The sequence below is a fragment of the Streptomyces sp. NPDC020192 genome (assembly GCF_044388685.1).
Lineage (GTDB): Bacteria > Actinomycetota > Actinomycetes > Streptomycetales > Streptomycetaceae > Streptomyces.
Map to the genome: position 1 here is coordinate 114,739 of NZ_JBIRXG010000019.1, position 24,338 is coordinate 139,076.

General features: G+C 72.4%; 24 protein-coding genes and 1 pseudogene. 10 read left to right on the forward strand and 15 right to left on the reverse strand.

Features of this window, described 5'->3' with window-relative positions; genetic code table 11:
- Window positions 1–22: 22 nt before the first annotated feature.
- The 4 genes from ACH47Z_RS31665 to ACH47Z_RS31680 all read right to left on the reverse strand — a co-directional run bounded on the left by ACH47Z_RS31665 (window position 23) and on the right by ACH47Z_RS31680 (window position 5,026).
- Window positions 23–1,450, reverse strand: coding sequence for a GNAT family N-acetyltransferase (locus ACH47Z_RS31665; protein ID WP_399079785.1), 1,428 nt, complete (start codon window positions 1,448–1,450; stop codon window positions 23–25).
- A gap of 197 nt (window positions 1,451–1,647) precedes the next feature.
- Entirely contained in the window at window positions 1,648–3,231 is a 1,584-nt protein-coding gene (locus ACH47Z_RS31670; protein WP_399079787.1) for an alkaline phosphatase D family protein, read from the reverse strand.
- A gap of 166 nt (window positions 3,232–3,397) precedes the next feature.
- Window positions 3,398–4,228: an alpha/beta fold hydrolase gene (locus tag ACH47Z_RS31675; protein WP_399079789.1), complete on the reverse strand. Its 831-nt coding sequence runs from the start codon at window positions 4,226–4,228 to the stop codon at window positions 3,398–3,400.
- A gap of 144 nt (window positions 4,229–4,372) precedes the next feature.
- Window positions 4,373–5,026, reverse strand: a complete 654-nt coding sequence (locus ACH47Z_RS31680) for an NADPH-dependent F420 reductase (protein ID WP_399079791.1) — start codon at window positions 5,024–5,026, stop codon at window positions 4,373–4,375.
- Window positions 5,027–5,183: 157 nt separating this feature from the next.
- On the opposite strand from ACH47Z_RS31680, the gene ACH47Z_RS31685 reads away from it, so the two are divergent.
- Window positions 5,184–6,068 carry an RNA polymerase sigma-70 factor gene (locus tag ACH47Z_RS31685; protein WP_399079794.1) on the forward strand — a complete coding sequence of 295 codons (885 nt, stop codon included), beginning with the start codon at window positions 5,184–5,186 and terminating at the stop codon, window positions 6,066–6,068.
- Window positions 6,069–6,249: 181 nt separating this feature from the next.
- Window positions 6,250–7,011 (forward strand): GntR family transcriptional regulator, encoded by a 762-nt coding sequence (locus tag ACH47Z_RS31690; RefSeq protein WP_399079796.1) that lies wholly within the window; start codon window positions 6,250–6,252, stop codon window positions 7,009–7,011.
- Between the two features lie 157 nt (window positions 7,012–7,168).
- Here ACH47Z_RS31690 and ACH47Z_RS31695 read toward each other — a convergent pair whose 3' ends face one another.
- From ACH47Z_RS31695 to ACH47Z_RS31705, 3 genes are all read right to left on the reverse strand, one after another.
- Window positions 7,169–8,326, reverse strand: coding sequence for an ROK family transcriptional regulator (locus ACH47Z_RS31695; RefSeq protein ID WP_399079798.1), 1,158 nt, complete (start codon window positions 8,324–8,326; stop codon window positions 7,169–7,171).
- Between the two features lie 105 nt (window positions 8,327–8,431).
- The gene (locus ACH47Z_RS31700; protein WP_399079800.1) at window positions 8,432–9,088 is read right to left on the reverse strand and encodes a response regulator; all 657 of its coding nucleotides are present in this window, start codon (window positions 9,086–9,088) and stop codon (window positions 8,432–8,434) included.
- A gap of 41 nt (window positions 9,089–9,129) precedes the next feature.
- Window positions 9,130–10,284 carry a sensor histidine kinase gene (locus ACH47Z_RS31705; protein WP_399079958.1) on the reverse strand — a complete coding sequence of 385 codons (1,155 nt, stop codon included), beginning with the start codon at window positions 10,282–10,284 and terminating at the stop codon, window positions 9,130–9,132.
- Window positions 10,285–10,401: 117 nt separating this feature from the next.
- Between ACH47Z_RS31705 and ACH47Z_RS31710 the strand changes: the two genes are divergently transcribed.
- Genes ACH47Z_RS31710 through ACH47Z_RS31720 form a run of 3 tightly spaced genes read left to right on the forward strand, consistent with a single transcriptional unit; the run spans window position 10,402 to window position 12,520 of the window.
- Window positions 10,402–11,322, forward strand: a complete 921-nt coding sequence (locus tag ACH47Z_RS31710) for an ABC transporter ATP-binding protein (protein WP_399079802.1) — start codon at window positions 10,402–10,404, stop codon at window positions 11,320–11,322.
- A gap of 2 nt (window positions 11,323–11,324) precedes the next feature.
- Window positions 11,325–12,035 (forward strand): ABC transporter permease, encoded by a 711-nt coding sequence (locus ACH47Z_RS31715; RefSeq protein ID WP_399079803.1) that lies wholly within the window; start codon window positions 11,325–11,327, stop codon window positions 12,033–12,035.
- Between the two features lie 41 nt (window positions 12,036–12,076).
- Entirely contained in the window at window positions 12,077–12,520 is a 444-nt protein-coding gene (locus tag ACH47Z_RS31720; protein WP_399079805.1) for a hypothetical protein, read from the forward strand.
- A gap of 4 nt (window positions 12,521–12,524) precedes the next feature.
- Here the strand turns inward: ACH47Z_RS31720 and mug are convergent, their stop codons facing one another.
- Both mug and purB read right to left on the reverse strand, forming a co-directional pair.
- Window positions 12,525–13,070 carry a G/U mismatch-specific DNA glycosylase gene (mug, locus tag ACH47Z_RS31725; RefSeq protein WP_399079960.1) on the reverse strand — a complete coding sequence of 182 codons (546 nt, stop codon included), beginning with the start codon at window positions 13,068–13,070 and terminating at the stop codon, window positions 12,525–12,527.
- Window positions 13,067–14,509, reverse strand: a complete 1,443-nt coding sequence (purB, locus tag ACH47Z_RS31730; protein ID WP_399079807.1) for an adenylosuccinate lyase — start codon at window positions 14,507–14,509, stop codon at window positions 13,067–13,069. The genes mug and purB overlap by 4 nt, the downstream gene beginning before the upstream one ends.
- 505 nt (window positions 14,510–15,014) lie before the next feature.
- On the opposite strand from purB, the gene ACH47Z_RS31735 reads away from it, so the two are divergent.
- From ACH47Z_RS31735 to ACH47Z_RS31745, 3 genes and pseudogenes are all read left to right on the forward strand, one after another.
- Window positions 15,015–15,623, forward strand: a complete 609-nt coding sequence (locus ACH47Z_RS31735; protein WP_399079809.1) for a hypothetical protein — start codon at window positions 15,015–15,017, stop codon at window positions 15,621–15,623.
- The gene (locus tag ACH47Z_RS31740; protein ID WP_399079811.1) at window positions 15,623–16,315 is read left to right on the forward strand and encodes a hypothetical protein; all 693 of its coding nucleotides are present in this window, start codon (window positions 15,623–15,625) and stop codon (window positions 16,313–16,315) included. The genes ACH47Z_RS31735 and ACH47Z_RS31740 overlap by 1 nt, the downstream gene beginning before the upstream one ends.
- Before the next feature lie 3 nt (window positions 16,316–16,318).
- Window positions 16,319–16,567, forward strand: a pseudogene (locus ACH47Z_RS31745) (transposase); the annotation flags it as partial.
- Between the two features lie 28 nt (window positions 16,568–16,595).
- On the opposite strand, the gene ACH47Z_RS31750 reads toward ACH47Z_RS31745, so the two are convergent.
- Window positions 16,596–17,300, reverse strand: a complete 705-nt coding sequence (locus tag ACH47Z_RS31750) for a TetR/AcrR family transcriptional regulator C-terminal domain-containing protein (RefSeq protein WP_399079813.1) — start codon at window positions 17,298–17,300, stop codon at window positions 16,596–16,598.
- 55 nt (window positions 17,301–17,355) lie between these two features.
- On the opposite strand from ACH47Z_RS31750, the gene ACH47Z_RS31755 reads away from it, so the two are divergent.
- Window positions 17,356–18,975, forward strand: coding sequence for an FAD-dependent monooxygenase (locus ACH47Z_RS31755; RefSeq protein ID WP_399079815.1), 1,620 nt, complete (start codon window positions 17,356–17,358; stop codon window positions 18,973–18,975).
- Between the two features lie 369 nt (window positions 18,976–19,344).
- Here ACH47Z_RS31755 and ACH47Z_RS31760 read toward each other — a convergent pair whose 3' ends face one another.
- Entirely contained in the window at window positions 19,345–19,548 is a 204-nt protein-coding gene (locus tag ACH47Z_RS31760) for a cold-shock protein (RefSeq protein ID WP_399079817.1), read from the reverse strand.
- A gap of 282 nt (window positions 19,549–19,830) precedes the next feature.
- Between ACH47Z_RS31760 and ACH47Z_RS31765 the strand changes: the two genes are divergently transcribed.
- The gene (locus tag ACH47Z_RS31765) at window positions 19,831–20,271 is read left to right on the forward strand and encodes an SRPBCC family protein (protein WP_399079819.1); all 441 of its coding nucleotides are present in this window, start codon (window positions 19,831–19,833) and stop codon (window positions 20,269–20,271) included.
- A gap of 136 nt (window positions 20,272–20,407) precedes the next feature.
- On the opposite strand, the gene ACH47Z_RS31770 is transcribed toward ACH47Z_RS31765, so the two are convergent.
- From ACH47Z_RS31770 to ACH47Z_RS31785, 4 genes are all read right to left on the reverse strand, one after another.
- Window positions 20,408–21,256 carry an SGNH/GDSL hydrolase family protein gene (locus ACH47Z_RS31770; protein WP_399079821.1) on the reverse strand — a complete coding sequence of 283 codons (849 nt, stop codon included), beginning with the start codon at window positions 21,254–21,256 and terminating at the stop codon, window positions 20,408–20,410.
- Window positions 21,257–21,356: 100 nt separating this feature from the next.
- Window positions 21,357–22,370, reverse strand: coding sequence for a hemolysin family protein (locus tag ACH47Z_RS31775; RefSeq protein ID WP_399079823.1), 1,014 nt, complete (start codon window positions 22,368–22,370; stop codon window positions 21,357–21,359).
- Complete coding sequence (locus tag ACH47Z_RS31780) at window positions 22,367–23,710, reverse strand: hemolysin family protein (protein WP_399079825.1); 1,344 nt, start codon at window positions 23,708–23,710, stop codon at window positions 22,367–22,369. Before ACH47Z_RS31780 ends, ACH47Z_RS31775 begins: the two co-directional genes overlap by 4 nt.
- A 173-nt stretch (window positions 23,711–23,883) precedes the next feature.
- Entirely contained in the window at window positions 23,884–24,309 is a 426-nt protein-coding gene (locus ACH47Z_RS31785; protein WP_399079827.1) for a GNAT family N-acetyltransferase, read from the reverse strand.
- Between the last annotated feature and the right edge of the window lie 29 nt (window positions 24,310–24,338).

Sequence of the window (24,338 nt, forward strand, 5' to 3'; positions counted from 1 at the left end):
TGTCCGTTCGAGCGGTTTTCCATCAGTCGCGGTGGGCCGTGTCGCCCAGCCGCGCGCGGGAGACCGCCGAAGCCGTGTCCAGGCGGGCCGTGATGACGAGCGTGCCCTCCTCGATCTGGTAGTCCAACGGCAGCCCGAGGCCACGCATCGCGGCGACCATGCCGGTGTTGGACGCCTGCGTGACGGCGTACACGCTCGCGCAGCCGGCCTCCACGGCCATCGCCACGAGCCGGCCGAGGAGTTCGGCGCCGATGCCGCGCTGCTGCCAGTCGTCCTCGACCAGCAGCGCGACCTCGGTCTCGTCGCCGTCCCACAGCAGATGCCCGAGGCCGACGAGGCGGCCGGAGGCGGTCTGGGCGGCGAGCGTCCGCCCGAAGCGCGGGCTGAGCAGATGGTTCAGATAGCGGCTCGCGTCGCCGACCGGGCCGTGGTAGCGCATCCCGAGGGTGCGCGGCGAGCACCGCTCGTGCATCGCCTTCGCCGCCGCCAGGTCACCGGTGTCGACCCGGCGGACGGTGATGTCGCTCCCCTCGGGCAGCGTGAGCACGTCCTGGCCGCGCGGGATGCGCGGGCCGAGCCGGCTGTCCAGCTCCACCAGCGCCCGGGCCCGCGCGAACTCGGTCGGCGTGAACGGCAGATACGGCCGCTCCACCGTGAGCACCCCGCCCTCCGGCGCGCGCAGCCGCATCACGGTGTCCTCCAGCACCCCTTCGACCGGCACCGGCTCGGGCCCGCGGCCCCCGCCGACCGGCGTCCCGGGCAGTGAGCGGATCGTGCACCGACCCAGCAACTGCCGTAGTGCCAACGGCAGTTCGGCCGCGTCCAGCGCGGTGCGTGCGGCGAGGCCCAGCACCCGGGTCGGGGCGTCGACCAGGTCGTGGGCGTCGGCCCGCTCGATCCAGGTGGACCTGCCCCCGGCCAGCGCGACGGCCCGGGTGATCCCGGCCGCCGCGAGGGCGCCCGGTGCCCGCAGCAGGAACTCGTCCACGGTGCCGTCGGCCAACGGATGCGTCTGGAGGCTCAGGATGTCGACGCGCTGCCCGGCCAGGGCCGCGCAGAGCGCCGCCAGCGAACCCGGCTCGTCCTTGACGGTCGTCCGCATCCGCCACAGCGCGGCGGTGCCGGGCATGTCGTCCGCGGCGGTACCGGGCTGCCCTGCGGGCCCGGCCGACCGCGTCTCGGCGGTCGGCCGGGGACCGGTATCGTCGGCCGGCGGTGCGTGGCCGTGGCGCCGTGCCCACCAGGTGTGGAAGCCCGCCGTCGCGGCCAGCGCGAGCGCCGAGATCACCAGCAGGGCGGGACCGTCGGGGCCGTGCCCGACCAGGTTCGCCACCCCGTCGGCGACCGCGACGGCCGTGAAGAGGGCGGCGAGATCGACGAGGTCCCGCCGCCAGTGGTGTACGGGGCGTCCGTGCTTCGCCCGGGTCACATCAGAGATCTCTGGAGTCATGCACCCCACTGTGAAGGAAGGGTGTTGCGTGATCACGAACGCTTTGTGACCGATGGGTAAAGCATGCTCCGCCCCATTTGTCCCGCTTTCTACTATCCCTGTCGGGCCCGGTGTGAGCGGGTGGCGGGACCTTGCCGCGCTCCGGGGGATGACGCCGTAGCGCGGCACGGTGTGAGGTGAAGCCTACCCGCCGCTGCCTACTGGCCGACGCGGCCCGGCTGGAGCGTCTGCGTGAACAGCACGGTGCCGTCGTACTCCCGCAGCCGGACCGTCAGTTCGCCGCTGTCACCGTCGATGTCGACCTCGCCGAAGAACTGGTAGCCCTGGGCCGGCGACACGTTGGCGGTGGTCGGCGCCTTCACGAACACCCGGTCCGGGCCGAACGTGCCGTCCAGCGCGTTGGCCGGGAAGGCACCGGCGTTCAGCGGGCCGGAGACGAACTCCCAGAACGGTTCGAAGTCCTTGAACGCGGCCCGCGACGGGTCGTAGTGCTGGGCGGAGGTGTGGTGCACGTCGGCCGTCAGCCACACCGTGCCGGTGATCCGCCGGTGCTTGATGAACCGCAGCAGCTCGGCGATCTGCAGCTCACGGCCGAGCGGCGCGCCCGGGTCGCCCTGGGAGACCGCCTCGAAGTTCGGCTTGCCCTCGACCGGGTCGGGCACGACCAGTCCGAGGGGCATGTCGTTGGCGATCACCTTCCACACCGCGCGGGACTTCGCCAGCTCCCGCTTGAGCCACTCCAGTTGCTCGCGGCCGAGGATGCCGACCGGGTCCGTGGTCTGGTTGTCGGGCGAGTTGGCGTTGCGGTAGGTGCGCATGTCGAGCACGAACACGTCGAGCAGCGGGCCGTGGCCGACCTTGCGGTAGATCCTGCCGTCCGGGCGTCCGCTGATCGTGGAGATCGGGAAGTACTCGGAGAAGGCCTGCCGCGAGCGCAGCGCCAGGTCGTCGAGCTTCGTGCCCGCCGGGTAGGGGGTGCCGGTGCCGATGACCTCGCCCGGGTACCAGTTGTTGCGGACCTCGTGGTCGTCCCACTGGATGATGTTCGGGACCTGGGCGTTGAACCGGCGCAGCGCCTTGTCCAGCAGGTTGTAGCGGAAGTTGCCCCGGTAGTCGGCGAGGGTGGTCGCGACATGCGACTTCTCCTCGGTGGTGACGTTCCGGTAGACGCTGCCGTCGGGCAGGGTGGCGGTGGCGGAGATCGGGCCGTCGGCGTAGATGTTGTCGCCGCTGCACAGGAAGAAGTCCGGGTCGACCTTGGCCATGGCGTCGAAGATCCGGTAGCCGCCGATGGACTCGTTGATGCCCCAGCCCTGTCCGGCGAGGTCGCCCGACCACACGAACTTCACGCCGTGCCGCCGCTTCACGGGCGCGGTACGGAAGGTGCCGGTCACCGGTTCGCCGGTACGGCGCGGGTCGTCCGGGTCGGCGAGCAGCACCCGGTAGTGGATCTGCTCGCCCGCGGGCAGGCCGTGCAGCCGGGTGGTGCCGGTGAAGTCGGTGCCGGAGCCCAGCAGCGGGCCGTGCCATCTGCGCGGGTTGCGGAACGACTCGGAGGCGGCCGTCTCCACGATCATCCGGGCCGGCCGGTCCGCACGCACCCACACCAGACCGGAGTCGGTGGTCACGTCGCCCGCCTGCACGCCCCAGTCGGCCTGGGGGCGACCGGAGAGGGCGAACGCCGGGGCCGCGCCGAGACCGGCGGGCAGGGTCAGGGCCGCCGACGCGGCGAGCGAGCCGCGCAGAACGCTGCGGCGTCCGGGAGAGGGACGGTGGGACATGGCTGCGCCTCCAGGGACGGTTTCCGGCCAGTGTGCAGAGCCACACCTACTGGGACGCTGCGGCGCGCACGCAAACCCGAAGTGAACAGCGGCCCGTGAGGCAGGTGTCCGTGGGGCAGGGGTCCGTGGGGCAGGGGTCCGTCCGCGCCGGTCCGGTGACCGCCGGTCAGCGGCTGCCGTCGAGGATGACCCGCGCGACCAGTGCCGGGTCGTCGTTCATCGGGCAGTGGCCGCAGCCGGGCAGCCGCACCAGGCGGGCGTGCGGGATCATCTGCTTGGCGCGCACGCCCTGCCTCCGCACGAGGATCATGTCGCGGGTGCCCCAGCCCACCGTGACGGGCAGGCCCGCCAGTTCGTCGGTGAACCGGATCGTCCGGCCCGCCCGCAGCGTCGCGTCGAACCCGTCGGCCCCCACGAGCGCGAGGGTCTCGGCCACCACGGCCTCGGGTGCGCGATGCGCGGGACGGGCGTAGATCGTGCTCGTCAGCGCCGTACGCCCGGCCGCCGTCCGCGACATCCGCTCCACCAGCGGCAGCGGCAGCCGCTGGGCGACGGCCCGCATCGTGAGCAGCACCGTGAAGGCGTAGCGCCGCTCGGCCTCGGTCCAGAACCCGGCGGGGGAGAGGGCCGTCACGGACCGTACGAGCTTCTCCCGGCCCAGCTCCAAGGCGAGCAGACCGCCCAGCGAGTTGCCCGCGATGTGCGGGCGGTCCAGCTCCAGCGCCTCGAACAGGGCGCCGAGCACGGCGTTCGTGGCGGGCAGGGTGTAGTCGAGGCCGTCCGGCAGGCCCGGCGAGGCGCCGAAGCCCGGCAGGTCCACGGCGATCACCTCCCGCTCGGTGGCGAGGATGTCCACCACCGGGTCCCAGGCCTGCCGGTGGTGACCGATGCCGTGCAGCAGGACCAGCGGTTCGCCGCGCCCCACGCGCGCGTAGGACACGGTCACGTCCTTCGGGCCGCGCGGACCGGGGACCGGGAAGGAGACGGTGGCGGACATGGGGTGCTCCTCGTCTGGGTGCTGACGGACGGTCGGAGTGCGACGGACGATGGGGGTGTGACGAGCGGTGGGTGCCGACGAATGCCGTAGACAGCTTGTCAGCAATTGCTACCCGCCGGTAGCCCCCGGGGTGATCCCGGAGGGTCAACCCGTCCGGCGCACCTCGATGTTGAAGTCCGCGCTCCCGGTGTTCCGGAACATCGTCAGCCACAGCGGCAGATACATCTCCACCGCCCGCGCCGAACGGATCCCGCCCAGGTCCAGCACCCGCTCCGCCGGCCAGCCGAACTCCCCGAGCAGCGCCGTCACCTCCGCCTTTGCCCCGGCGTCGTCACCGCTCACGAAGATGTTGTGCGCGCCCGGCACCCGCCCCGGCTCCACCATCACCTGGCAGTTGACCGTGTTCAGCGTCTTCACGACGCGCGCGTGCGGGAACGCCCGCTGGATCTGCTCGCCCACGCTGTCCGACTCCACCGGGTCCAGCCGCGGCTGCCCGTCCTCGAAGGCCAGCGGATTGCAGACGTCCACCAGGACCTTGCCGTCGATGTGCTCCGCACCGGCGGCCCGCAGGGCGTCGAGCGCCACCCGGCCGCTCACCGCGTTGATGACGACCTCACCCGCCTCGGCCGCGTCCGCGAACGTGCCCGCGCGGGCCCGGCCCGCCGCGGCCGTGGCCCACTCCGCCGCCACCGGATTGTCCCTGGTGCGCGACCCGAGGGTCACCTCGTGCCCCAGCTCCACCAGCCGGCCGGCCAGCGTGCGGCCCACCTCGCCCGTGCCCAGTACCCCGTACCGCATCGGCCACCTCTCGCGCACCTGGCCGCCGACCCCCGGCGGTCCGCGGTCATTGTGATCCGGACCGGCGCCGGACGTGCCGATTCGGGCCGGACGCGCCGGGCGCGTGTCGGAGGGATCCGACTGGACACGCGACGCGCGTGTCGGATGGGATGGGGCGGTGAGCGCCGACACCGCGACCGACGTCTTCGAAGAACACCGGCACCTGCTCATGGGGGTCGCCTACCGCATGCTCGGCCGCGTGGCCGACGCCGAGGACGTGGTCCAGGACGCCTGGCTGCGCTGGTCCGGTGTCGACCGGGCGGAGGTCCGGGAACCGGCCGCCTACCTGGTGCGCATCACCACCCGCCTGGCCATCGACCGGCTCCACCAGGTGCGGACGCGCGGCGAGGCGTACGTCGGTCCGTGGCTGCCGGAGCCCTACGTCACCGAGTCCGGCGACACCGCCCCGGACGCCGCCGACCGCGTCCTGCTCGACGACAGCGTCTCCTTCGCCGTACTGGTCGTCCTGGAGTCGCTCTCGCCCCTGGAGCGGGCCGTCTTCGTGCTCAGGGAGGCGTTCGGCTACCCGTACGCCGAGATCGCCTCGCTGCTCGACCGCGGCGAGGCGGCGGTACGTCAACTCGCCGGGCGGGCCCGCCGGCACGTCGACGAACGCCGGCCGCGCTACGAGGTCGACCCCGCCCAACGGCGCGAGTTGACCGAGCGTTTCCTGGCCGCGGCCTCGGAGGGCGACCTGGACGGGCTCATGGCGCTGCTCGCCCCCGACGTCCGCCTGGTCGGCGACAGCGGCGGCAAGGTCAAGACGCCCGTGCGGATCGTGCACACCGCCGACAAGGTCGGCCGTTTCCTGGCCGCCACCGTGCCGCAGGCCCCGGCGGGGATGTCGTACCGCTTCGTGGAGGCCAATGGCGGCCCGGCCGTGCTGGTCATGCACGGCGACCAGCCCGACAACCTCTTCCAGCTGGAGATCGCCGACGGCCGCGTCACGACTGTGTACATCGTCCGCAACCCGGACAAGCTCCGGCACCTCACGGCCCGCTGACGAAAGGCGCCGTCCCGTTCAAGCCCCCGTCGTGCGACGGGGGCCTTCGCGTTCCCCAAGGGATCGAGGATTGGTCTTGACCAAGGGTGACGGCCGCCCTATGGTCGCAGAGAAGTGCAACAACCTTTAATAAACAAGGGCGCTAAAAACCGCCGGACCACGGCTCTTGCGGAGGACTAGGGTGGGGACCACGCAGCTGGAATCGGTACCGGAACCGAAGTACTGGCATCTCAAGACCGTGCTCAGCGAGGCACTGGACTCCGAGTTCTCGGTCGGCGAGATCCTGCCCAACGAGCGTGACCTCGCCGCCCGCTTCGGCGTGGCCCGTGCCACGCTCCGCCAGGCGCTCGAACAGCTCGAGCTGGAGGGCCGGCTGCAGCGCCGCCGCGGAGTCGGTACGACCGTGGCGCCGCCGCGCGTCGGTGTGGCCGTCGGCACCGAGCAGCACGCCTGGCCGGGCGCCGCCGGAGACGCCTGGCAGCCCGTCGACTGTGAGCAGGCAGTGCCGCCCGCGGCTGTCGCCACGGCCCTGGGGACCGGCGCCGACGAGCCCGTCCACACCGTGCGCCGTACCCGCACGTCCCACGGCCAGCGGGTCGCCACCGAACTCCTCTACATCCCGGCGGCCTCGGTGCCCGACCTCACCGCCATCGACGCCCCGTCCGGCCCGGCACGCGCGCGTGCGGTGCTGCGCGAACTCCAGCACCTGACCCTGGAGGGCCAGGACCGCTCCGTCGAACTCGGCTCCGCCCGCGCGGACGACGCCAAGGAACTCGACCGCCTCCCCGGCTCCCCGGTCCTGGTCGTGACCACCCGCTTCGTAGCCGAGGCCCGCACCGCCGCGCTGTCCATCGCCACCTACCGCGCGGACACCTGCCGGCTGACCTTCGGGGACTCGGCGGGGGTGGAGATACACCACGATCCGGAGCGCCAGGCTTCCTGATCGTTTCCAAAGCTCGGGGCACGTGTGGAACGCCGGGCGGGGGCGATTCCTCAAGGGGGCGCGAGGCTGTATCCGATATGCGGCTCCGCCGCGTGGGCGCGATCAACCACGACGGTGCGGCAGTCGTACGACGACCCACACTGTCACGGCGCATCGTTCACCGACGGGCTGTCACCGAGCCATCCACCGCGAACAACTGCTCCTCGACGTGGTCCAAAGCCAACCGCAACGCACCCGTCGCCACGGCCGCCTCACCCAGCAAGGACAACGCCACCTGAGGCGGCCGCAGGCAATAGCGGGCCAGTTCGCGCCGCAGCGGCTCCAGAACGCCGTCCAGGCCGGCGGCCCACCCGCCGATCACGACCAGCTCGGGATCGAGCGCCAGCACCAGCGCGGCCACGTCGTGCACGAGCCGCTGGATGAACCGCTCGACGGCCGCCCGCGCCCGCTGATCGCCCTCACGCGCCAGCGCGAACACCTCGGCGACGGCCGGCTCGTCCAGCGGGTGCAGCGGCTCGTCGGTGGTGGACAACAGCGTCTCGGGCGTCGCCTCCCGGCCCAGCAGATGCAGCGCGCCGATCTCCCCGGCCGCCCCGCCGTACCCCCGGTGCAGCCGTCCGCGGATCAGCGAACCCGCACCCGGGCTCAGCCCCGCCAGCACGAACACCACGTCGTCGGAGTCGGTCGCCACACCCTTCCAGTGCTCGGCGACGGCCGCCGCGTTGGCGTCGTTCTCCACCAGCACCGGGCACCGGAAGGACCGGCTCAGCCGCTCGCCCAGCTTCAGGCCGGTCCACTCCGGCAGCGCGGTGCCCAGCCGTACCGTGCCGTCGGTCTCCACGATGCCCGGCGTGCCCACGCCGACCGCCCGCAGCGAGCCGCGCGCGATCCCGGCCCGGCGCAGCAGCTCGGCGACCGCCCCGCGCAGCCGGTCCAGGCGCTCGTCCGCCGAAGCCGTCTCGTCGACCTCCTTGGCCTGCGCGCCCAGCACCCGCCCGTCCAGGTCGGACAGCAGCGCGGCGACCCGGTGCGGCCCGATCTCCAGGCCCAGCAGATGCCCCGCCTCGGCCCGGAACCGGAACCGGCGCGCGGGCCGACCCTGACGGCGCGCGGTGCCGCCGTCGTCGGCCGTCTCCACGACGAGTCCGCCCTCGATGAGCCCTTCGACGACGCCCTCGACGGTCGGCCGGGACAGTCCGGTGACCCGGGTGATCTCGGTGAGCGTCGCGCAGTCCGTGGCGCGCAGCGCGTGCAGCACCACCGCGGAATTGATCCTTCGCAGCAGCGAGGGATCGCCGCCGGTCAGCTGCGCCACCGTCCGTCCTTCCAGCTCGCGGGGGGGGGGTGTTGGGCGGATCGTACTCGGCCGGACGCACCCCGGCGAGTGCCGGGCCCCGCCCACGAGCGCCGCCGGTACGGCTCAGCCCGGTTCCACGAACCCCGATTCGTAGGCCGCGATCACGGCCTGGGTGCGGTCGCGCGCGCCCAGCTTCGCCAGTACGCCGCTCACATGCGACTTCACCGTCTCCGTGCCCACGACCAGCCGGGCGGCGATCTCCGCGTTCGACAGGCCGCGGGCCATGAGCCGCAGCACCTCCGCCTCCCGCTCCGTCAGCCGGGCCCGCTCCAGCACGGCACGCGCCGGGCGCTCGCCGTCGCCGTACCGGGCGGCGAGGCGTCGTACGGAGGCCGGGAAGAGCAGCGACTCGCCCTCCGCCACCAGCCGCACCGCATGCACGATCTCGGCAGGCCGGGCCCGCTTCAGCAGAAACCCGTCGGCGCCCGCGCGCAGCGCCTCGTACACGTACTCGTCGTCCTCGAAGGTGGTCACCACGAGGATCTTCGGAGGGTCGGCCACCGTGCGCACCACCGCGCGCGTGGCTTCGATCCCGTCCAGCAACGGCATCCGTACGTCCATGGCGACCACGTCCGGCCGCAGTTGCCGCACCAGGGGGATCACCGCGGCCCCGTCGGCCGCCTCGCCCACCACCTCGATGCCGGGCTGCGCCTCCAGCACGGCCCGCAGACCCGCGCGGACCAGGGGTTCGTCGTCGACGAGGAGAACGGTGACCGGCATCCGCCCAGCGTAGATCAGCTGAGCGGCCCGATCCGCCGCGATCAGCCGAGCGGCAGCCGCGCCCGCACCTGCCAGTCGCCCTCGTCCGGGCCGGTACGGGCGCTGCCGCCGAGGAGCGCGGCCCGCTCGCGTATGCCGCGCAGGCCGCTGCCCCGGCCGGGGCCGGGTATCGGGGCCGGCAGCGGGTTGCGGACCTCCAGGGCGAGCAGATCGTCGGTGACCGCGACCCTGACCCGCACGGGCACGGCTCCCGCATGCCGCAGTACGTTGGTGAGCGCCTCCTGCAGGATGCGGTACCCCTCCCGGGACACCGTCCCCGGCAGGGCCGCGACCGGACCGGTCACCTCGGCGTCGACCTTCGCCCCGGAGGCCCGCGCCGACTCCAGCAGCCGGCCGGCGTCGGCCAGTGTGGGCCGGGCGCTCACCGGCCGCCCGGTCTCCCGCAGCACGCCCAGCACCCGCTCCAGGTCCTCCAGGGCCGCCCGGCCGGTCTCCTCGATGGCGTCCAGCGCGCGCTCGGTGAACTCCGGATCGCCCGCCGCCCGCGCCGCACCGGCCTGCACCACCGCCACCGTCAGGGCGTGCCCGATCGAGTCGTGCAACTCCCGTGCGATCCGCGTGCGTTCCAGCAACTGCTCGGTGCGCTCCTCCAGCGCGGCCAGCCGCTCCGCCGCAGACGGCCCCAGCAGGCGGCGCGCGCAGGCCGTGATCAGCTCGCCGAGCCCGACGACCACGCCGTACAGGGCGAGCAGCGCGAGTGGTGCGAGCAACGCCCAGGCGCGGTACGGCGGCAGCCGGTCCAGCAGCGGCACCCCGGACGGCGCCTGTCCCCAGGCACAGCGGGCCAGTTCGAAGGCGATGACCGGCAGCCACACCGTCGCGAACATCGCCACCGCGCCCAGCAGCATCCGCAGCTCCAGCCACAGCACCGTGCGCAGCCGGTCCCGCCAGGTCGCCGACGGCACCACGGAGATGCCCGGCTCCGCCTCGCCCGGAGTGAGCAACAGCCGCGCCTGCACGCCCTCGCCCATCCGCACCGCGGGCAGCAGACCGACCGGGACGAGGACCAGCGCGGGCGCCCAGGGTGTCGACTTGTCGATGAAGAGCCAGATGCTGACGATCAGCATCGGCACCCACAGATGCAGCAGGCGCGTGTACGTCGTCCCGCGCAGCAGCGGGCGCAGGAAGCGGGACATCCAGGCCATGACGCCATCGTCGCAGGCGGCACCGACAGCGGGCCTCCCCCGCACGGGGGAGGGACTCTCCACCGGCGGGGGAGGACCCGGGGTCCCGTGTTCGCCAGTCTGGTCGCCATGACCAGCATCGACGTACGCGACCTCACCAAGAAGTACGGCGGACGGCGGGCCGTGGACCAGCTCACCTTCAGCGTGCGCCCCGGCCGCGTCACCGGCTTCCTCGGCCCCAACGGCGCCGGCAAGTCCACGACCATGCGTCTCGTCCTCGGCCTCGACCGGCCCACCTCGGGCACCGCCACGATCGGCGGCCGGGCCTACGGCGCACTGCGTGAACCCCTGCGCACGGTGGGCGCGTTGCTCGACGCCCGCGCCGCGCACGGCTCGCGCACCGCACGCGACCATCTGCGTGCCCTCGCGGCGAGCAACCGCATCCCGGACCGCCGGGTCGACGCCGTCCTGGAGGAGACCGGCCTGGCCGCGGTGGCGCGGCGCCGGGTGCGGACGTACTCCCTCGGCATGCGCCAGCGGCTCGGCATCGCCGCCGCCCTGCTCGGGGATCCCGAGGTGATCCTGCTCGACGAGCCTGCCAACGGCCTCGACCCCGAGGGCATCGTCTGGATCCGGACGCTGCTGCGCCGCCTCGCCGTGCAGGGCCGCACGGTCCTGGTCTCCAGCCATCTGATGGGCGAGACCGCCGCCTTCGCCGACCACCTCGTGATCCTCGGCCGGGGCAGGCTGCTGGCCGACACACCGGTCCGGGACTTCATCCACGCACGCGTACGGCCCCACGTCCGCGTCCGCACCACCGACCCCGCCGTGCTCGACGACCTGCTCGCCCGCCATGGGCTCGACGCCACCCGGGACGCGGAGGGGGCCCGGACCGTGCGGCACGCGCGCGTGGACGACCTCGGCCGGCTCATGGCCGAGGCGGGTGTCCCCGTCCTGGAACTCGCCGCGCGGGAGGCCACCTTGGAGGAGGCCTACCTCGATCTGACCGCGACCGAGGCCGAGTTCACCGCACTGCCCCAGGAGGCCTGACCATGCCCTTCGCACCCGTGCTGCACGCCGAGTGGATCAAGATCCGTACCCTGCGCTCGCTGCTCGGCGGCCTTGCCGGAATCCTCCTCGCCACCACTGCCTTCTCGGCCGCCTCGGCATCCGGCGGTGCCGGCGAGGACCCGCTGTACTCGGCGTTCTTCGGCGTGAACCTCGGCCAGATCGCCGCGATCGCCTTCGGTACGACGGCCGTCTCGGCGGAGTTCGGGGGCGGCGCGCTGCGGCTGACGCTGTCGGCGGTGCCGGACCGGTGGCGGTGGTTCGCCGCCAAGGTCACGGCGATCGCCCTGCCCGTGCTGGCGGCCGGCCTCCTCACCGGGCTGGTCACCCTGCTGGTCGGCGAGGCGGTCCTCGGCACGGCCGGTCCGCAGTGGACCGAGGGCCTGCGCGGCGCCGTCGGCTGCGCCCTCCAGTTGACCCTGATGGCCTTGTTCGCGGCCGGACTCGCGGCCGTGCTGCGCAGCGGCGTCGCGACCCTGTCCGTGCTGGTCCCGTTCGTGCTGATCGTGTCGTTCGTCGTCGGCGACCTGTCCGGCGGCGTCGCCGACTTCCTCCCCGACCGCGCCGGTCAGGTGGCCCTGCACAGCACCTGGGACGGCGCCCTCGGCCCGTGGAGCGGGCTCGCGGTCACCGCGCTGTGGGCGACGGCCGCCCTGCTCGCGGGCGCGTGGAGCCTGCACCGCAGGGACGCCTGACGGCCCGCCAATTGTCAGTGGCCCCCGCTTTACTGGATCACATGGACATCGCGAAGTGCCTGACCGTCATCGAGTCGCTGTGCGCACGGGAGTTCCCCACGGCGCACGGCAGTACGGAGCGCGGCGAGAGCGGGCCCGGATTCCACATAGCCGCCTTACGGACGAGTGGCGACTTCTGGGACGGCGACGCCGCGGACCGGGAGGACGCGGCGGCACAGTACGAGGCCGACCGGGACGGCCTCACGGAGCTGCTCACCGGTCGGTGGGGGCCGCCGCAGTGCTTCAGCCTGCGCGGCGTCTTCTTGCGGACGCTCGAAGGCGAGGAGATCGACGAGCCCTGGGCCGGGCTGAGTGAGCACGTGCCGGACGTCCACCTGTGGCAGGCCCCCGTGCCGGGCAGATGGTTCGCCCTCGGTGTGTCCCAGGGGTACGAGGAGCTTCCGTTCCAGCTCCTGGGCATAGTGACCGAGATCGACCCGCCGTGACCGCCTAGGCCGACGCGGCGGCCCGCAGCCGGGCGAACTCCTCCGCCATCGTCGCCGCCGTCCAGTGCGCGTTCAGCCCGCTGGGATTGGGCAGCACCCACACCCGGGTGTCCCCGAACGTCCGCTCCTGCGGCCCCACGTGAGCCCGCCGGTCACCGAAGGCCGCCCGGTACGCGGTCACCCCGACCACGGCCAGCCACCTCGGCGTCAGCCGCGCCACCTTCTCGGTGAGCAGCCGCCCGCCCTCGACGTACTCCTCGGCGCTCAGCTCGTCGGCCCGCGCGGTCGCCCGCGCCACCACGTTCGTGATGCCCAGCCCGTACGACAGCAGCTCCCGCTGCTCGGCCGGCTTCAGCAGCCTCGGCGTGAAACCGGACAGGTGCAGCACCGGCCAGAAGCGGTTGCCGGGGCGGGCGAAGTGGTGACCGGTCGCCGCCGTGAGCAAGCCCGGGTTGATACCGCAGAAGAGGATGTCGAGGCCGTCCCCGACGACGTCCGGTACGAGACGGTCGCGGGCGGCCTCCAGTTCCTCCCGGCTGAAGCGGGTCAGAGGATCGCCCCGGGGGTGTATCCGGCCGCCTCCGGGTGCTGCTTGACGATCTCCTCGATCCGGCCGACGAGGACACCGACCTGGTCGGCGGCGGCACCGGTGAAGGACAGCTTGTCGGCCATCAGCGCGGCGAGCTGCTCGCGGTCGAGCGGGAGCCGCTCGTCGGCGGCGAGCTTGTCGAGCAGGTCGTTGCGCTCGGCGCCCTGCTCGCGCATCGCGAGCGCGGTGGCCACGGCGTTCTCCTTGATCGCCTCGTGCCCGACCTCACGGCCGACCCCGGCGCGCACGGCGCCCATGAGCACCTTGGTGGTGGCGAGGAACGGCAGATAGCGGTCCAGTTCACGGGCGATGACCGCCGGGAAGGCGCCGAACTCGTCCAGGACCGTCAGGAAGGTCTCCAGCAGACCGTCCAGCGCGAAGAACGCGTCCGGCAGCGCGACCCGGCGCACCACCGAGCAGGAGACGTCGCCCTCGTTCCACTGGTCGCCCGCCAGCTCGCCGGTCATCGAGGCGTAGCCGCGCAGGATGACCATCAGGCCGTTGACGCGCTCGCAGGAGCGGGTGTTCATCTTGTGCGGCATGGCGGAGGAGCCGACCTGGCCGGGCTTGAAGCCCTCGGTGACCAGTTCGTGCCCGGCCATCAGCCGGATCGTCTTGGCCAGCGAGGACGGCGCCGCCGCCAGCTGCACCAGCGCCGTGACGACCTCGTAGTCCAGCGAGCGCGGGTACACCTGGCCGACCGAGGTGAACGCCTGCGAGAAGCCCAGGTGCCGCGCGATCCGGTTCTCCAGCTCGGCGAGCTTCGCCGCGTCGCCGCCGAGCAGGTCCAGCATGTCCTGCGCGGTGCCGACCGGACCCTTGATGCCACGCAGCGGGTAGCGGCCGAGCAGCTCCTCGACACGGCCGTAGGCGACGAGCAGCTCGTCGGCGGCGGTCGCGAACCGCTTGCCGAGGGTGGTGGCCTGCGCGGCCACGTTGTGCGAGCGGCCGGCCATGACCAGCTCGGCGTACTCGCCGGCCAGCTTGCCCAGACGAGCCAGGACGGACACCGTACGGTCGCGCATCAGCTCCAGCGACAGCCGGATCTGCAGCTGCTCCACGTTCTCGGTGAGGTCACGGGAGGTCATGCCCTTGTGCACGTGCTCGTGCCCGGCGAGGTCGTTGAACTCCTCGATCCGCGCCTTCACGTCGTGCCGGGTGACCTTCTCGCGCTCGGCGATCGAGGCCAGGTCGACGGTGTCGAGGACGCGCTCGTAGTCGGCGATCGCGTCGTCCGGCACCTCGATGCCGAGGTCCTTCTGGGCCCGCAGCACGGCGAGCCAGAGCTGCCGCTCCAGCTTCACCTTCTGCTCGGGGGACCAGAGCGTGGCGAGCTCGGCGGAGGCGTATCGTCCGGCGAGGACGTTCGGGATGCGGGGCTTGGCGGGCGCAGAAGTCACGTGTCCAGATTCTACTGGCGGTTTGTGCAGGCCAGCGCCATGGGGTTGTTCGGCGGAAGCTACGAGACCCGCGTCACTGGGCGCTGTCGCACCGCAGGTGGCTCCGCCCGGTCGTAGGCGCAACGCGGAGGACGTTACGCCTGCCCCCCGTATGGTGGGGTGGCGTCCGAGGGCGATGGTGCTGCTGCCCTTCGCGGTGCGGTGGACGTCGTCCGTCTTGAGGGTGGAGATGCGGGTGATCTTGGCGCCGTAGAGCAGGACGAGTGCCCTGGCTGCCCGGACGTCGGCGGGCAAGTAAAGCTCCACCGCCCCGGAGGAATACGTCACCTCCCCATACGTGCACCATCGCACGCTCGCCGGGCCGGGACATCTCCTCACGCCAGGGCCGGTGCCCGGTGCGCCAGGCATGCCACATCGCTCGGGTCACAGGTGCTCATCGAGAGCGACGACTGTAGTAACGGACCCCGCTCTTCAGCCTGACGACCCCGTTCGTCACACTGACGCCGTGCCTCGCATAGCCACCGCCGCCTCGTCCCGGCAGGTACGCCGCCTCACCACGATGGCGTTTTTCGGTCCGCCGGTGATCGTCGGGCTGTCGTTGCTGGCCGCCAATCCGGACTGGAGCGGGGTCGGACTGGCGTTCGGGACCTGCGCGCTGATCGCGACTCTCTCGCTGATGATCACCGCAGCGCCGAACGGGTGGCTGATCGTCGGCGGGGTGATCGTGGGGATCGCCGCGCTGTCCGGGCCGGGGCCGGTGCTGCAGGCGGAGGTGATGGCGCACCAAGGGCAGCGGGTGGAGGTGCGGGTCACCTCGGTGAAGACGTACCAGGGCAAGCACGGGCCGGAGTACACCTGCCTTCTGGGGCGGGTGGACGGCAAGTCGCTCAAGCACGCCGAGCTGGGCAACGACTCCTGCGACGGGCCGATGGAAGTCGGGCAGACCGAGGACGTCCTCGTCGACCCGCACGGCTGGACGGCGCCGCAGCCGGCCGACACGGACTACAGCGGGATCGACATCGCCGCGTGGGCCCTGCCGGTCGTACTCGTACTCTTCGAGCTGCTGGTCTGGCTGTCCCGGCGGGCCGGGCTGCGCCGGTTCGAGGGCCGCTGATGGCGCCCGGGTCCCGGAAGAACGTGGCCTGGCCCCCGCACGTGGTGCGGCGGCTCGCCCGCACGGCCGCGCTCGTCCCCCTGCTGATGGTGGGCATCGGCGTGCTCGGCACCAGCCCGGACTGGTTTTCGGCGGCGCTGATCCTCGGAGTGCTGACCGTGGCCCTCGCGATCGCGGTGCTGATGGCGACCGCGACCAACGGGTGGGTGTTCTTCGCCGGGCTGATCACCGGACTGGCCGTCGTGCTCGGCTCCGGGCTGGTCTTCCAGGCCGCGCTGATGCAGAGCCGGGGGCAGCGTACCGAGGTGCGGATCACCTCGGTGTACACCACCAAGGGCAGGACCGGCCCGATCTACCACTGCAGGCTGAAACGGACCGACGGCAGGCCGATGGCCCACGCCGACATCGTCGGCATGGGCTGCAACGGCACCGAGGACGCGGGCACCGCCGAGGACCTGCTGGTGGACCCGAGCGGCTGGCTGGCTCCGCAGCCCGCCGATGCCGACTTCAGCTCCCTCCCCGTCGGCGTCGTGGGAGTCGGCGTCGCGATCGGGTTGTGGGAGCTGACCGTCTGGCAGACTCGCCGGATCGGCCTGCGCGAGGCCGCGGCGAACCCGACGGCGCCCGGCCGGCCGAGCGGTGCCAAGCCGAGCGCCGACAACCGGAGCAAGAAAAAGCGCAAGCGGCGCTAGCTGGTGCTGGAGTCCGTCCTGGAGGGCGAGATCACTGATCACGTCGGCCATGGCGAGCGCGACGCGGCAGGTAGGAACAACGGCAACTCCCGTAACGGCACGCGGGCGGAGACGGTGCTGACCGATGTCGGCCCGGTCGAGGTGAAGGTGCCCCGCGACACCGCCGGCACCTTCGAACCGCAGATCGTGAAGAAGCGGCAGCGCAGGCTGACCGGTGTCGACGACATGGTGCTGTCGCTGTCAGCGAAGGGTGACGTGAACTGGCACGCGTATTGACCGGTCAGTGACCCACTCGGGCTGCAAGGCCGTCGAGGACGCAGTCCAGGCCGAACGCGAAGTCGACGTCGGGGTCGGGTTCCTGGGCTTCGAGGACGCGGCGGGCGAGCATCGGGTGCTTGCCCGCCGCGAGGACCTCGCTGATGTAGGGGCCGACGCTGCGCTGCCACTGCTCCTCGGTCAGGCCGGTGCGCTGCTCGGCGCGCCGAACGGCCTGCTGGGCGGCCACGGAGCCGAGCACGTACGCGTGTATGGCGCCGAGTGCCTGCGAGGCCTGGGTGATGTCGGGCGTGAGCCCGACGGCGGCGCGCAGCGCGGATTCGGACCGCCGCAACGAGTTGGGGCCGAGCGAGGGCCTGCCCGCCAGTTCGCCCGCCAGCCACGGGTGCCGCAGCAGGGTCGCGCGCAGCGCGCGCGCGACCGCGGCCAGGTCGGCGCGCCAGTCCCGCGTGGGCTCGGGGAGCGGGTCCTCACCCTGCGCCGCGTCGACCATCAGGTCCACCAGTTCGTCGCGGTTGGTGATGTAGCGGTAGAGGGTGGCCGTCCCGGAACCGAGGTCGCCCGCGACCCGGCGTATCGACACCGCGGCCAAGCCTTCCGCGTCGGCGATGGCCAGCGCGGCGGCCACGTACTGCTCCACCGCCGGCGCGCGTCGGCGCGGTTCGGGACGCGGCCTGGTCCACACCGACCAGGGAGCGGGTTCGGTCATCGGGTGGTTCCCTTCCTCTTTGATGGGCATCCTATCTTGTGGATACGATGTATCCATGACGGAAACAACGTATCCAGAAGTGCCGATTCTCGTGGTTGGAGGCGGCAGCGTCGGGCTGCTCACCGCGGCGCTGCTCGCCCACCACGGCGTCCCCGCAGTGCTCGTCGAACGCCGGCCCGGGCCGTCGGTCCACCCGCGCGCCACCGGCATCGGGTCGCGTACCGTAGAGGTCCTCCGCGAGCTCGGGCTCGACACCGCCGTCGACGCCGTCGCGGTCGACCTTCGGGGCGCCACGGCCAAGGCGGTGGCGCGAACCGTCGTCGACATGGGCGCAGGCGACGTCGTGACCGTTCCCATGCCGCCGCCGTCGGCCGCTGAACTGGAAACGACGCCGTTCAGGCTGCGCGGTGTCTGCGCGCAGGACCGCCTCGACGACGTGGTGGCGGCCGACCTGGCGCGCCGCGGAGCGGATCTGCGCTGGTCGACCCGACTGGTCGGCATCGCGCAGGACGCCGACGGGGTCGACGTCGAACTGGAGGGGCCCGACGGCCGCTACTCGTTGCGCTGCGCGCGCGTGGTGGCCGCGGACGGCGCGCGCAGCGCCGTGCGGACCGCGCTCGGCGTGGGCACCTCCGGGGCGGGCGACCTGGGCAAGTCGATGATCAACATCCTGTTCCGAGCCGACCTCCGAGCCCACCTACGGGGGATGTCCTTCGGTACCTGCACCATCACCACGCCGGAGGCGCCCGGCCTGCTGGTTACCGTGGACGGCGAGACGGACTGGGTCTTCCACGTCGCTTGCGACGTCGACGGGGGCGAGCACCCCGAGGACTTCACGCCCGAGCGCTGTGCCGCGGTCGTCCGCGCGGCGGTCGGCGATCCCGACCTCGACGTCGAGATGCGCAGCGTGCTCCCGTGGCGGCCCCGGAGTTCCCTGGCCGAACGCTTCGCCGTCGGCCGCGTCTTCCTCGTCGGCGACGCCGCGCACACTGTGGCACCTCTGGGCGCGTTCGGCCTCAACACCGGTGTCGCCGACGCTCACAACCTGGCGTGGAAGCTGGCCGCCGTCCACAAGGGTGTGGCCGGCGCCGGGCTGCTCGACACCTACGCGCAAGAGCGCGAGCCGGTCGCCGCAGCGACGCTGGACCAGGCGATGCGCAGGGTCGCCGACCCGCAGCTGCACTGGGGGCGTGGACCCGAGGCCGACGCCGCCAGGGCGGCCGCGGGGGTATGGGCGGCGCCGATCGTGCACCTCGGCCAGCGGTACGACTCGGCCGCCGTCGTCGACTCGCGGCCGGAACTCCCGTCCACGGTGGACCTGGCGGTGGCGCTGGACGGGTCGCCGGGTTCACGGGTGCCCCACGCGTGGGTCGACGGGGTCTCCACGCTCGACCTGGTCGCGTCCCGGTGGACCCTGCTGGTGGGCGCCGCAGGCGACCGGTGGCTCGCCGCCGCGGCGGACGTCGGCCTACCGGCGCACCAGGTCTGCGCACCGTGGCTGTCCGACGCCGGGGCCCTGCTGGTGCGACCGGACGCGATCGTCGCCCTGCGGGTCATGACAACGGTCCCGGACCCGGCGCGATTCCTCGCCGACACCCTGGACCAGGTGCTGGCAAGGCCGGTCACGGTGCCCAGGCGTCCTCGGCTGCAGCCGGAGACGAGCGAGACAACCTGAGTCGGCCCGTTGGGCGAGCCCTCGTGCACGCGGCTGCTCCGCACGTCATCCTCCGTGCGGTCCTCCGAGGAGCCCCCCGACGATCGGCGCGCTCCCGAGCAGCCCGAACACCGGATTCAAGGGGCTACCGCATGACCGTTCTCCTTCACCGGCTGAGGCCGTCAGGCAGAGATACGGGGCGCCCGTGAGTGATTCCGCCGGCCTCGATCGGGCGTTGACGTCCAAGCCGAGGGCGTTCGGCTGAGCCTTGGACCGTCAGGAGTCGACCGATGGTCGCTCAGTTGATCGGTGGGCTCATCGAGGCGGGCGGAACCGACGAAGCCCCAGCCGGGATGTACCCACTGGCCGGGGCTTCTTCGGTGTTCGGGACTACAGGGGGCGGATGTTCTCCGCCTGCGGGCCCTTCTGGCCCTGGGTGATGTCGAACTCGACCTTCTGGCCTTCCTGGAGCTCGCGGAAGCCCTGGGCGGCGATGTTCGAGTAGTGGGCGAAGACGTCCGGGCCGCCGCCGTCCTGCTCGATGAAGCCGAAGCCCTTTTCCGAGTTGAACCACTTCACAGTGCCCTTGGCCATGTTTCTGTCTCCTTAGAGGGGAGTCGTATCGGGTCCCGCACGGTGCGGGACCCGGAGGTGATCGCCCTGGTCCGGAGAGGCGTTGAACAGCAAAAACGCCCGTGATTGCGATCACGGGCGAACGGGACTTCGGAACCACGACTGCTGATCACGACGTTACACCGGCTGGTGGTACGAGGCCACACGGTTCCCGGTGATCGCGGCGCGCTGCTCCGGCAGGAGCGAACGATCCGTCACCATGTGAAGCCGGCACGAGTTCAGGAGAAGACCGTGGCAGTCGACGTGCTGACCGAGACCGTGATCGCCTGTCCGCGTGCTGAGGTGGCCGCATACGCCGGGGATCCCGACAAGGCGCCCGAGTGGTACGTGAACATCGTCTCCGTTCGCTGGCGTACCGAGCCGCCGCTCGTCGTCGGCTCGCAGGTGGACTTCGTGGCGAACTTCCTCGGACGCGCCCTCACCTACACCTACGAGGTCCTCGAATACAGCTCCGACAAGATGGTGATGCGGACCGCGCAGGGCCCGTTTCCGATGGAGACCACCTACACCTGGGAATCCGTCGACGCGACGCACACTCGGATGACCCTGCGCAACCGCGGCGAACCCGCCGGCTTCGCGAGGGTCGCTGCGCCGGTGATGGCCGCCGCGATGCGCCGGGCGAACACGAAGGATCTGGCCCGCCTCAAGCAGCTGCTCGAAGCAGGCCGGATTCAGGCTGACTGATCGGGCGGCCTTCGAGGCCCGTGGCGGAGTGTGTGAGGCTATGGCTGAGCGTCGCGTGATCGTGGATCCGCCGGGGGAGGGCGGTGGCCGGCAGGTCCATGTTCAGTCGGTGCGTGGCAGCCGGGCGGGCTCCAGGTCAGGGCCCCACCCGTCGCCAGTCCGTCACAGAGCCGGGGTTCGTGTGGTCCGCAGGGGTGACCCAGAAGGCTTTGCCCAGCTCAGCGCTGAAGTGGGCGCCTGTCCGGCCGTCGCCGGAGGAGCGGCCGGTCAGGCGGCGGCCGATCCACGGCAGCAGGTGCTGCCGGGCGAAGCGTACGTCCGCCACCCGCCGCGTCACCCAGTCCGGCGGGAGCGAGGCCGGCATCGGCACGTGCCACTCGGCGTCCTCCGGCTCGTACCCCAGCGTCTGCCACACCGCCTCGGCGACCCTGCGGTGCCCCTCCGCCGTCAGGTGCAGCCGGTCCACGTCCCACAGCCGGGGATCGCCCAGCGCGGGCGCGCCGTACAGGTCGACGACGACCGCGCCGTGCTTCCCGGCCAGCTCGTCCACGCAGGCGAACAGCTCCTCCATGCGCGGCCGGAACCGGTCCAGCACCGGGCCCTGGCGGCCGGGGCTGCGCATCAGGACCAGCTGCCGGCAGGACGGCGCCAGGCGCTCCACGGCCTCGGTCAGCAGGCCTTTCACCCGGCCCATGTCGCACTTGGGCCGCAGCGTGTCGTTGAGGCCGCCGACCAGCGTGATCACGTCGGCGTTCATGGCCGCCGCCCGGTCCACCTGCTCGTCGACGATCTGCCCGACCAGCTTGCCGCGCACGGCGAGGTTGGCGTACCGGAAGCCCGGGGCACGGACCGCCATCCGCGCGGCGAGCACATCGGCCCAGCCCCGGTAGGAACCGTCGGGCAGCAGGTCCGACATGCCCTCGGTGAAGGAGTCGCCGACCGCGACCAGGCTGCTGTACGGGGGAGATGCGGGATTCGTCTGCATGGCGTCAGCGATGGTATCCCGCCGCCATACCCGCCGGTCGGTCAGCCCCCCAAACAGCCCGGGCACGCCGCAGTCCACGCCCGCCGGATCCGCCGGAGGCTCACGCGGGCTGGCCGAAGAGTTCTCGCAGGACGTCCTCCATGGTCACCAGGCCGGACAGCCGGCCGTCGTCACCGAGTACGGCTGCCAGGTGGGTGCGGCTGCCGCGCATGGCGGTGAGGACGTCGTCCAGCGGGGTGCGTTCCCGTACGCGGGCGATGGGGCGCATGTCCCGCAGCCGGAACGGTACGTCCTGGGGCGAGGCGTCCAGCGCGTCCTTGACGTGCAGGTAGCCCACGATGCGGCGGCCCACGTCGACCACCGGGAACCGGGAGTAGCCCGACTCGGCCGACAGACGCTCCAGTTCCTCCGGGGTGACGCCCACGCGCGCGTAGACCACCTTCTCCAGCGGCACGACGACGTCCCGCACCGGTCGGCTGCCCAGCTCCAGGGCGTCGTGCAGGCGCTCCTGCGCCCGGTCGTCGATCAGGCCCGCCTGGCTGGCGTCCTTGACGATCTCGGCGAGTTCGGTGTCCGTGAAGGTCGCCGCGACCTCGTCCTTCGCCTCCACCCGCAGCAGCTTGAGCAGCCCGTTCGCGAAGGCGTTGATCGTGAAGATCACCGGGCGCAGCGCCCGGGACAGCGCCACCAGGGGCGGGCCGAGCAGCAGCGCGCTGCGCACCGGCTCCGCGAGGGAGATGTTCTTCGGGACCATCTCGCCCAGCAGCATGTGCAGATACGTCGCCAGGGTCAGCGCGATCACGAAGGACACCGCGTGGCCCGCGCTCACGGGGACCCCGACGGCGTGGAACACCGGCTCCAGCAGATGCGCGATCGCCGGCTCGGCGACCACACCCAGGACCAGCGTGCACAGCGTGATGCCCAGCTGCGCGGCGGCCAGCAGCGCCGAGACGTGCTCCAGCCCCCACAGCACGCTCTTCGCACGCCGGTCGCCCTCCTGGGCCAGCGGCTCGATCTGCGAGCGGCGCACGGAGATCAGCGCGAACTCGGCGCCGACGAAGAAGGCGTTCACGACGAGCGTCGCCAGCCCGATCAGCAGCTGTACGGCGGTCATCGCGCCTCCTCCGGGCTCTCGTGGGTCTGCTCGTCGTCCAGCGGCGCGTGCAGCAGCACCCGGGCCGCCCGGTGGCCGGAGGCGTCCACCACGTCCAGCCGCCACCCGGCGACCTCGACCGAGTCACCGGTCCGCGGTATCCGGCCGAGCCGGGCGGCGACCAGGCCGGCCAGGGTCTCGTACGGCCCCTCGGGCACACGCAGTCCCACGCGCGCGAGCTGGTCGGTGCGGGCGGCGCCGTCGGCCGAGTACAGGGCCCGGCCCCGGTCGTCCGCGCCGGCCGGGGCGAGGTCGGGCGTCTCGTGCGGGTCGTGCTCGTCCCGCACCTCGCCGACGACCTCCTCGACGATGTCCTCCAGCGTGGCCACGCCCGCCGTGCCGCCGTACTCGTCGATGACGACGGCCATGGTGCGCTTGCCGCCGAGCCGGTCCAGCAGCCGGTCGACGGTCAGGGACTCGGGGACCAGCAGCGGCTCGCGCATCACCTGGGAGACGCGGCGGTGGCGGCGCTGCTCGGCCGGCATGGCCAGCACGTCCTTGATGTGGGCGGTGCCGACGACCGAGTCCAGAGTGCCCCGGTAGACCGGGAACCGGGACAGACCGGTGGCCCGGGTCGCGTTCGCCACGTCCTCGCAGGTCGCCTGGGCCTCCAGGGCGATCACCTGGACGCGCGGGGTCATCACGTTCTCCGCCGTCAGGTCGGCCAGGTTCAGCGTGCGCACGAACAGCTCGGCGGTGTCCGCCTCCAGCGCGCCCTCCTTGGCGGAGTGCCGGGCGAGGGCCGCCAGCTCCTGCGGGCCGCGCGCCGAGGCCAGCTCCTCGGCCGGCTCGATGCCCAGCCGGCGCACGAAACGGTTGGCCGTGTTGTTCAGGTGCGTGATGAAGGGCCGGAAGGCCGCGCTGAACCAGCGCTGCGGATTGCCCACCCGCTTGGCCATGGCCAGCGGCGCGGAGATCGCCCAGTTCTTCGGCACCAGCTCCCCGACGACCATCAGGAACACCGTCGACAGGGCCGTACCGACCACCAGGGCGACCGAACTCGCCGTACCGCCCGACAGGCCCAGCGCCCGGAACGGGCCGGCGAGCAGCTTGGCGATCGACGGCTCGGCGAGCATACCGACGACCAGGTTGGTCACGGTGATACCGAGCTGGGCGCCGGAGAGCTGGAAGGTCAGGTTCCGTGCGGCCTTCAGGGCGCCCGCGGCACCGCGCTCGCCGCGTTCCGCCGCCCGCTCCAGCTCGCCGCGCTCCACCGTGGTCAGCGAGAACTCCGCCGCCACGAAGGCACCGCAGGCGAGCGACAGCAGGATCGCCACCAGCAGGAGCAGCACTTCGGTCATCGGGTCACCCCCGTCCCATGCTCGGACAGGGCAGGGCGGAACGCGCGGTGTCGCGGACTGGGAGGCTCGCCCATGGGCGGACGCTCACAACCTTTCATCGAGGATCGAGTGCCGAGTGCTCCCTCAATGGTAAAGGATGCGCAAAACAGGCCTTCCGGAGTCGCCTTTCAGGCTCAGTCGGCGAGCGGCTTCACCCAGCGCCGCCAGTGCTCCTGTGCCTCGTACCCGGCCGCACCCCACGCGTGGTGCGCGGTCTCGTTGCGGACCAGCACCATCGCGTCCGCGCGCCGCCCGCCGAGCCGTACGAAGCGCTCCTCGGCCGCGGCCAGCAGCGCCGAGCCGATGCCCTGCCGGCGCCGCTCCGGATGGACCGCGAGCCGGTACAGATGGCAGCGCCAGCCGTCGAAGCCCGCGATCACCGTGCCCACCAGCTCGCCGCCGCGCTCGGCGAGGATGAGGGCCTCGGGATCACGGGCGACGAGGCGTTCCACCCCGTCCCGGTCGTCGCTGATGCTGGTACCCTCGGCGGCCGTCTTCCAGAAGGCGAGCACGGCATCGAGGTCGTCGGCGAGGGCAGGGCGTATCCGCAGATCGGTCATGGGAGCAGCGGATCACGGACAGCAGGTCC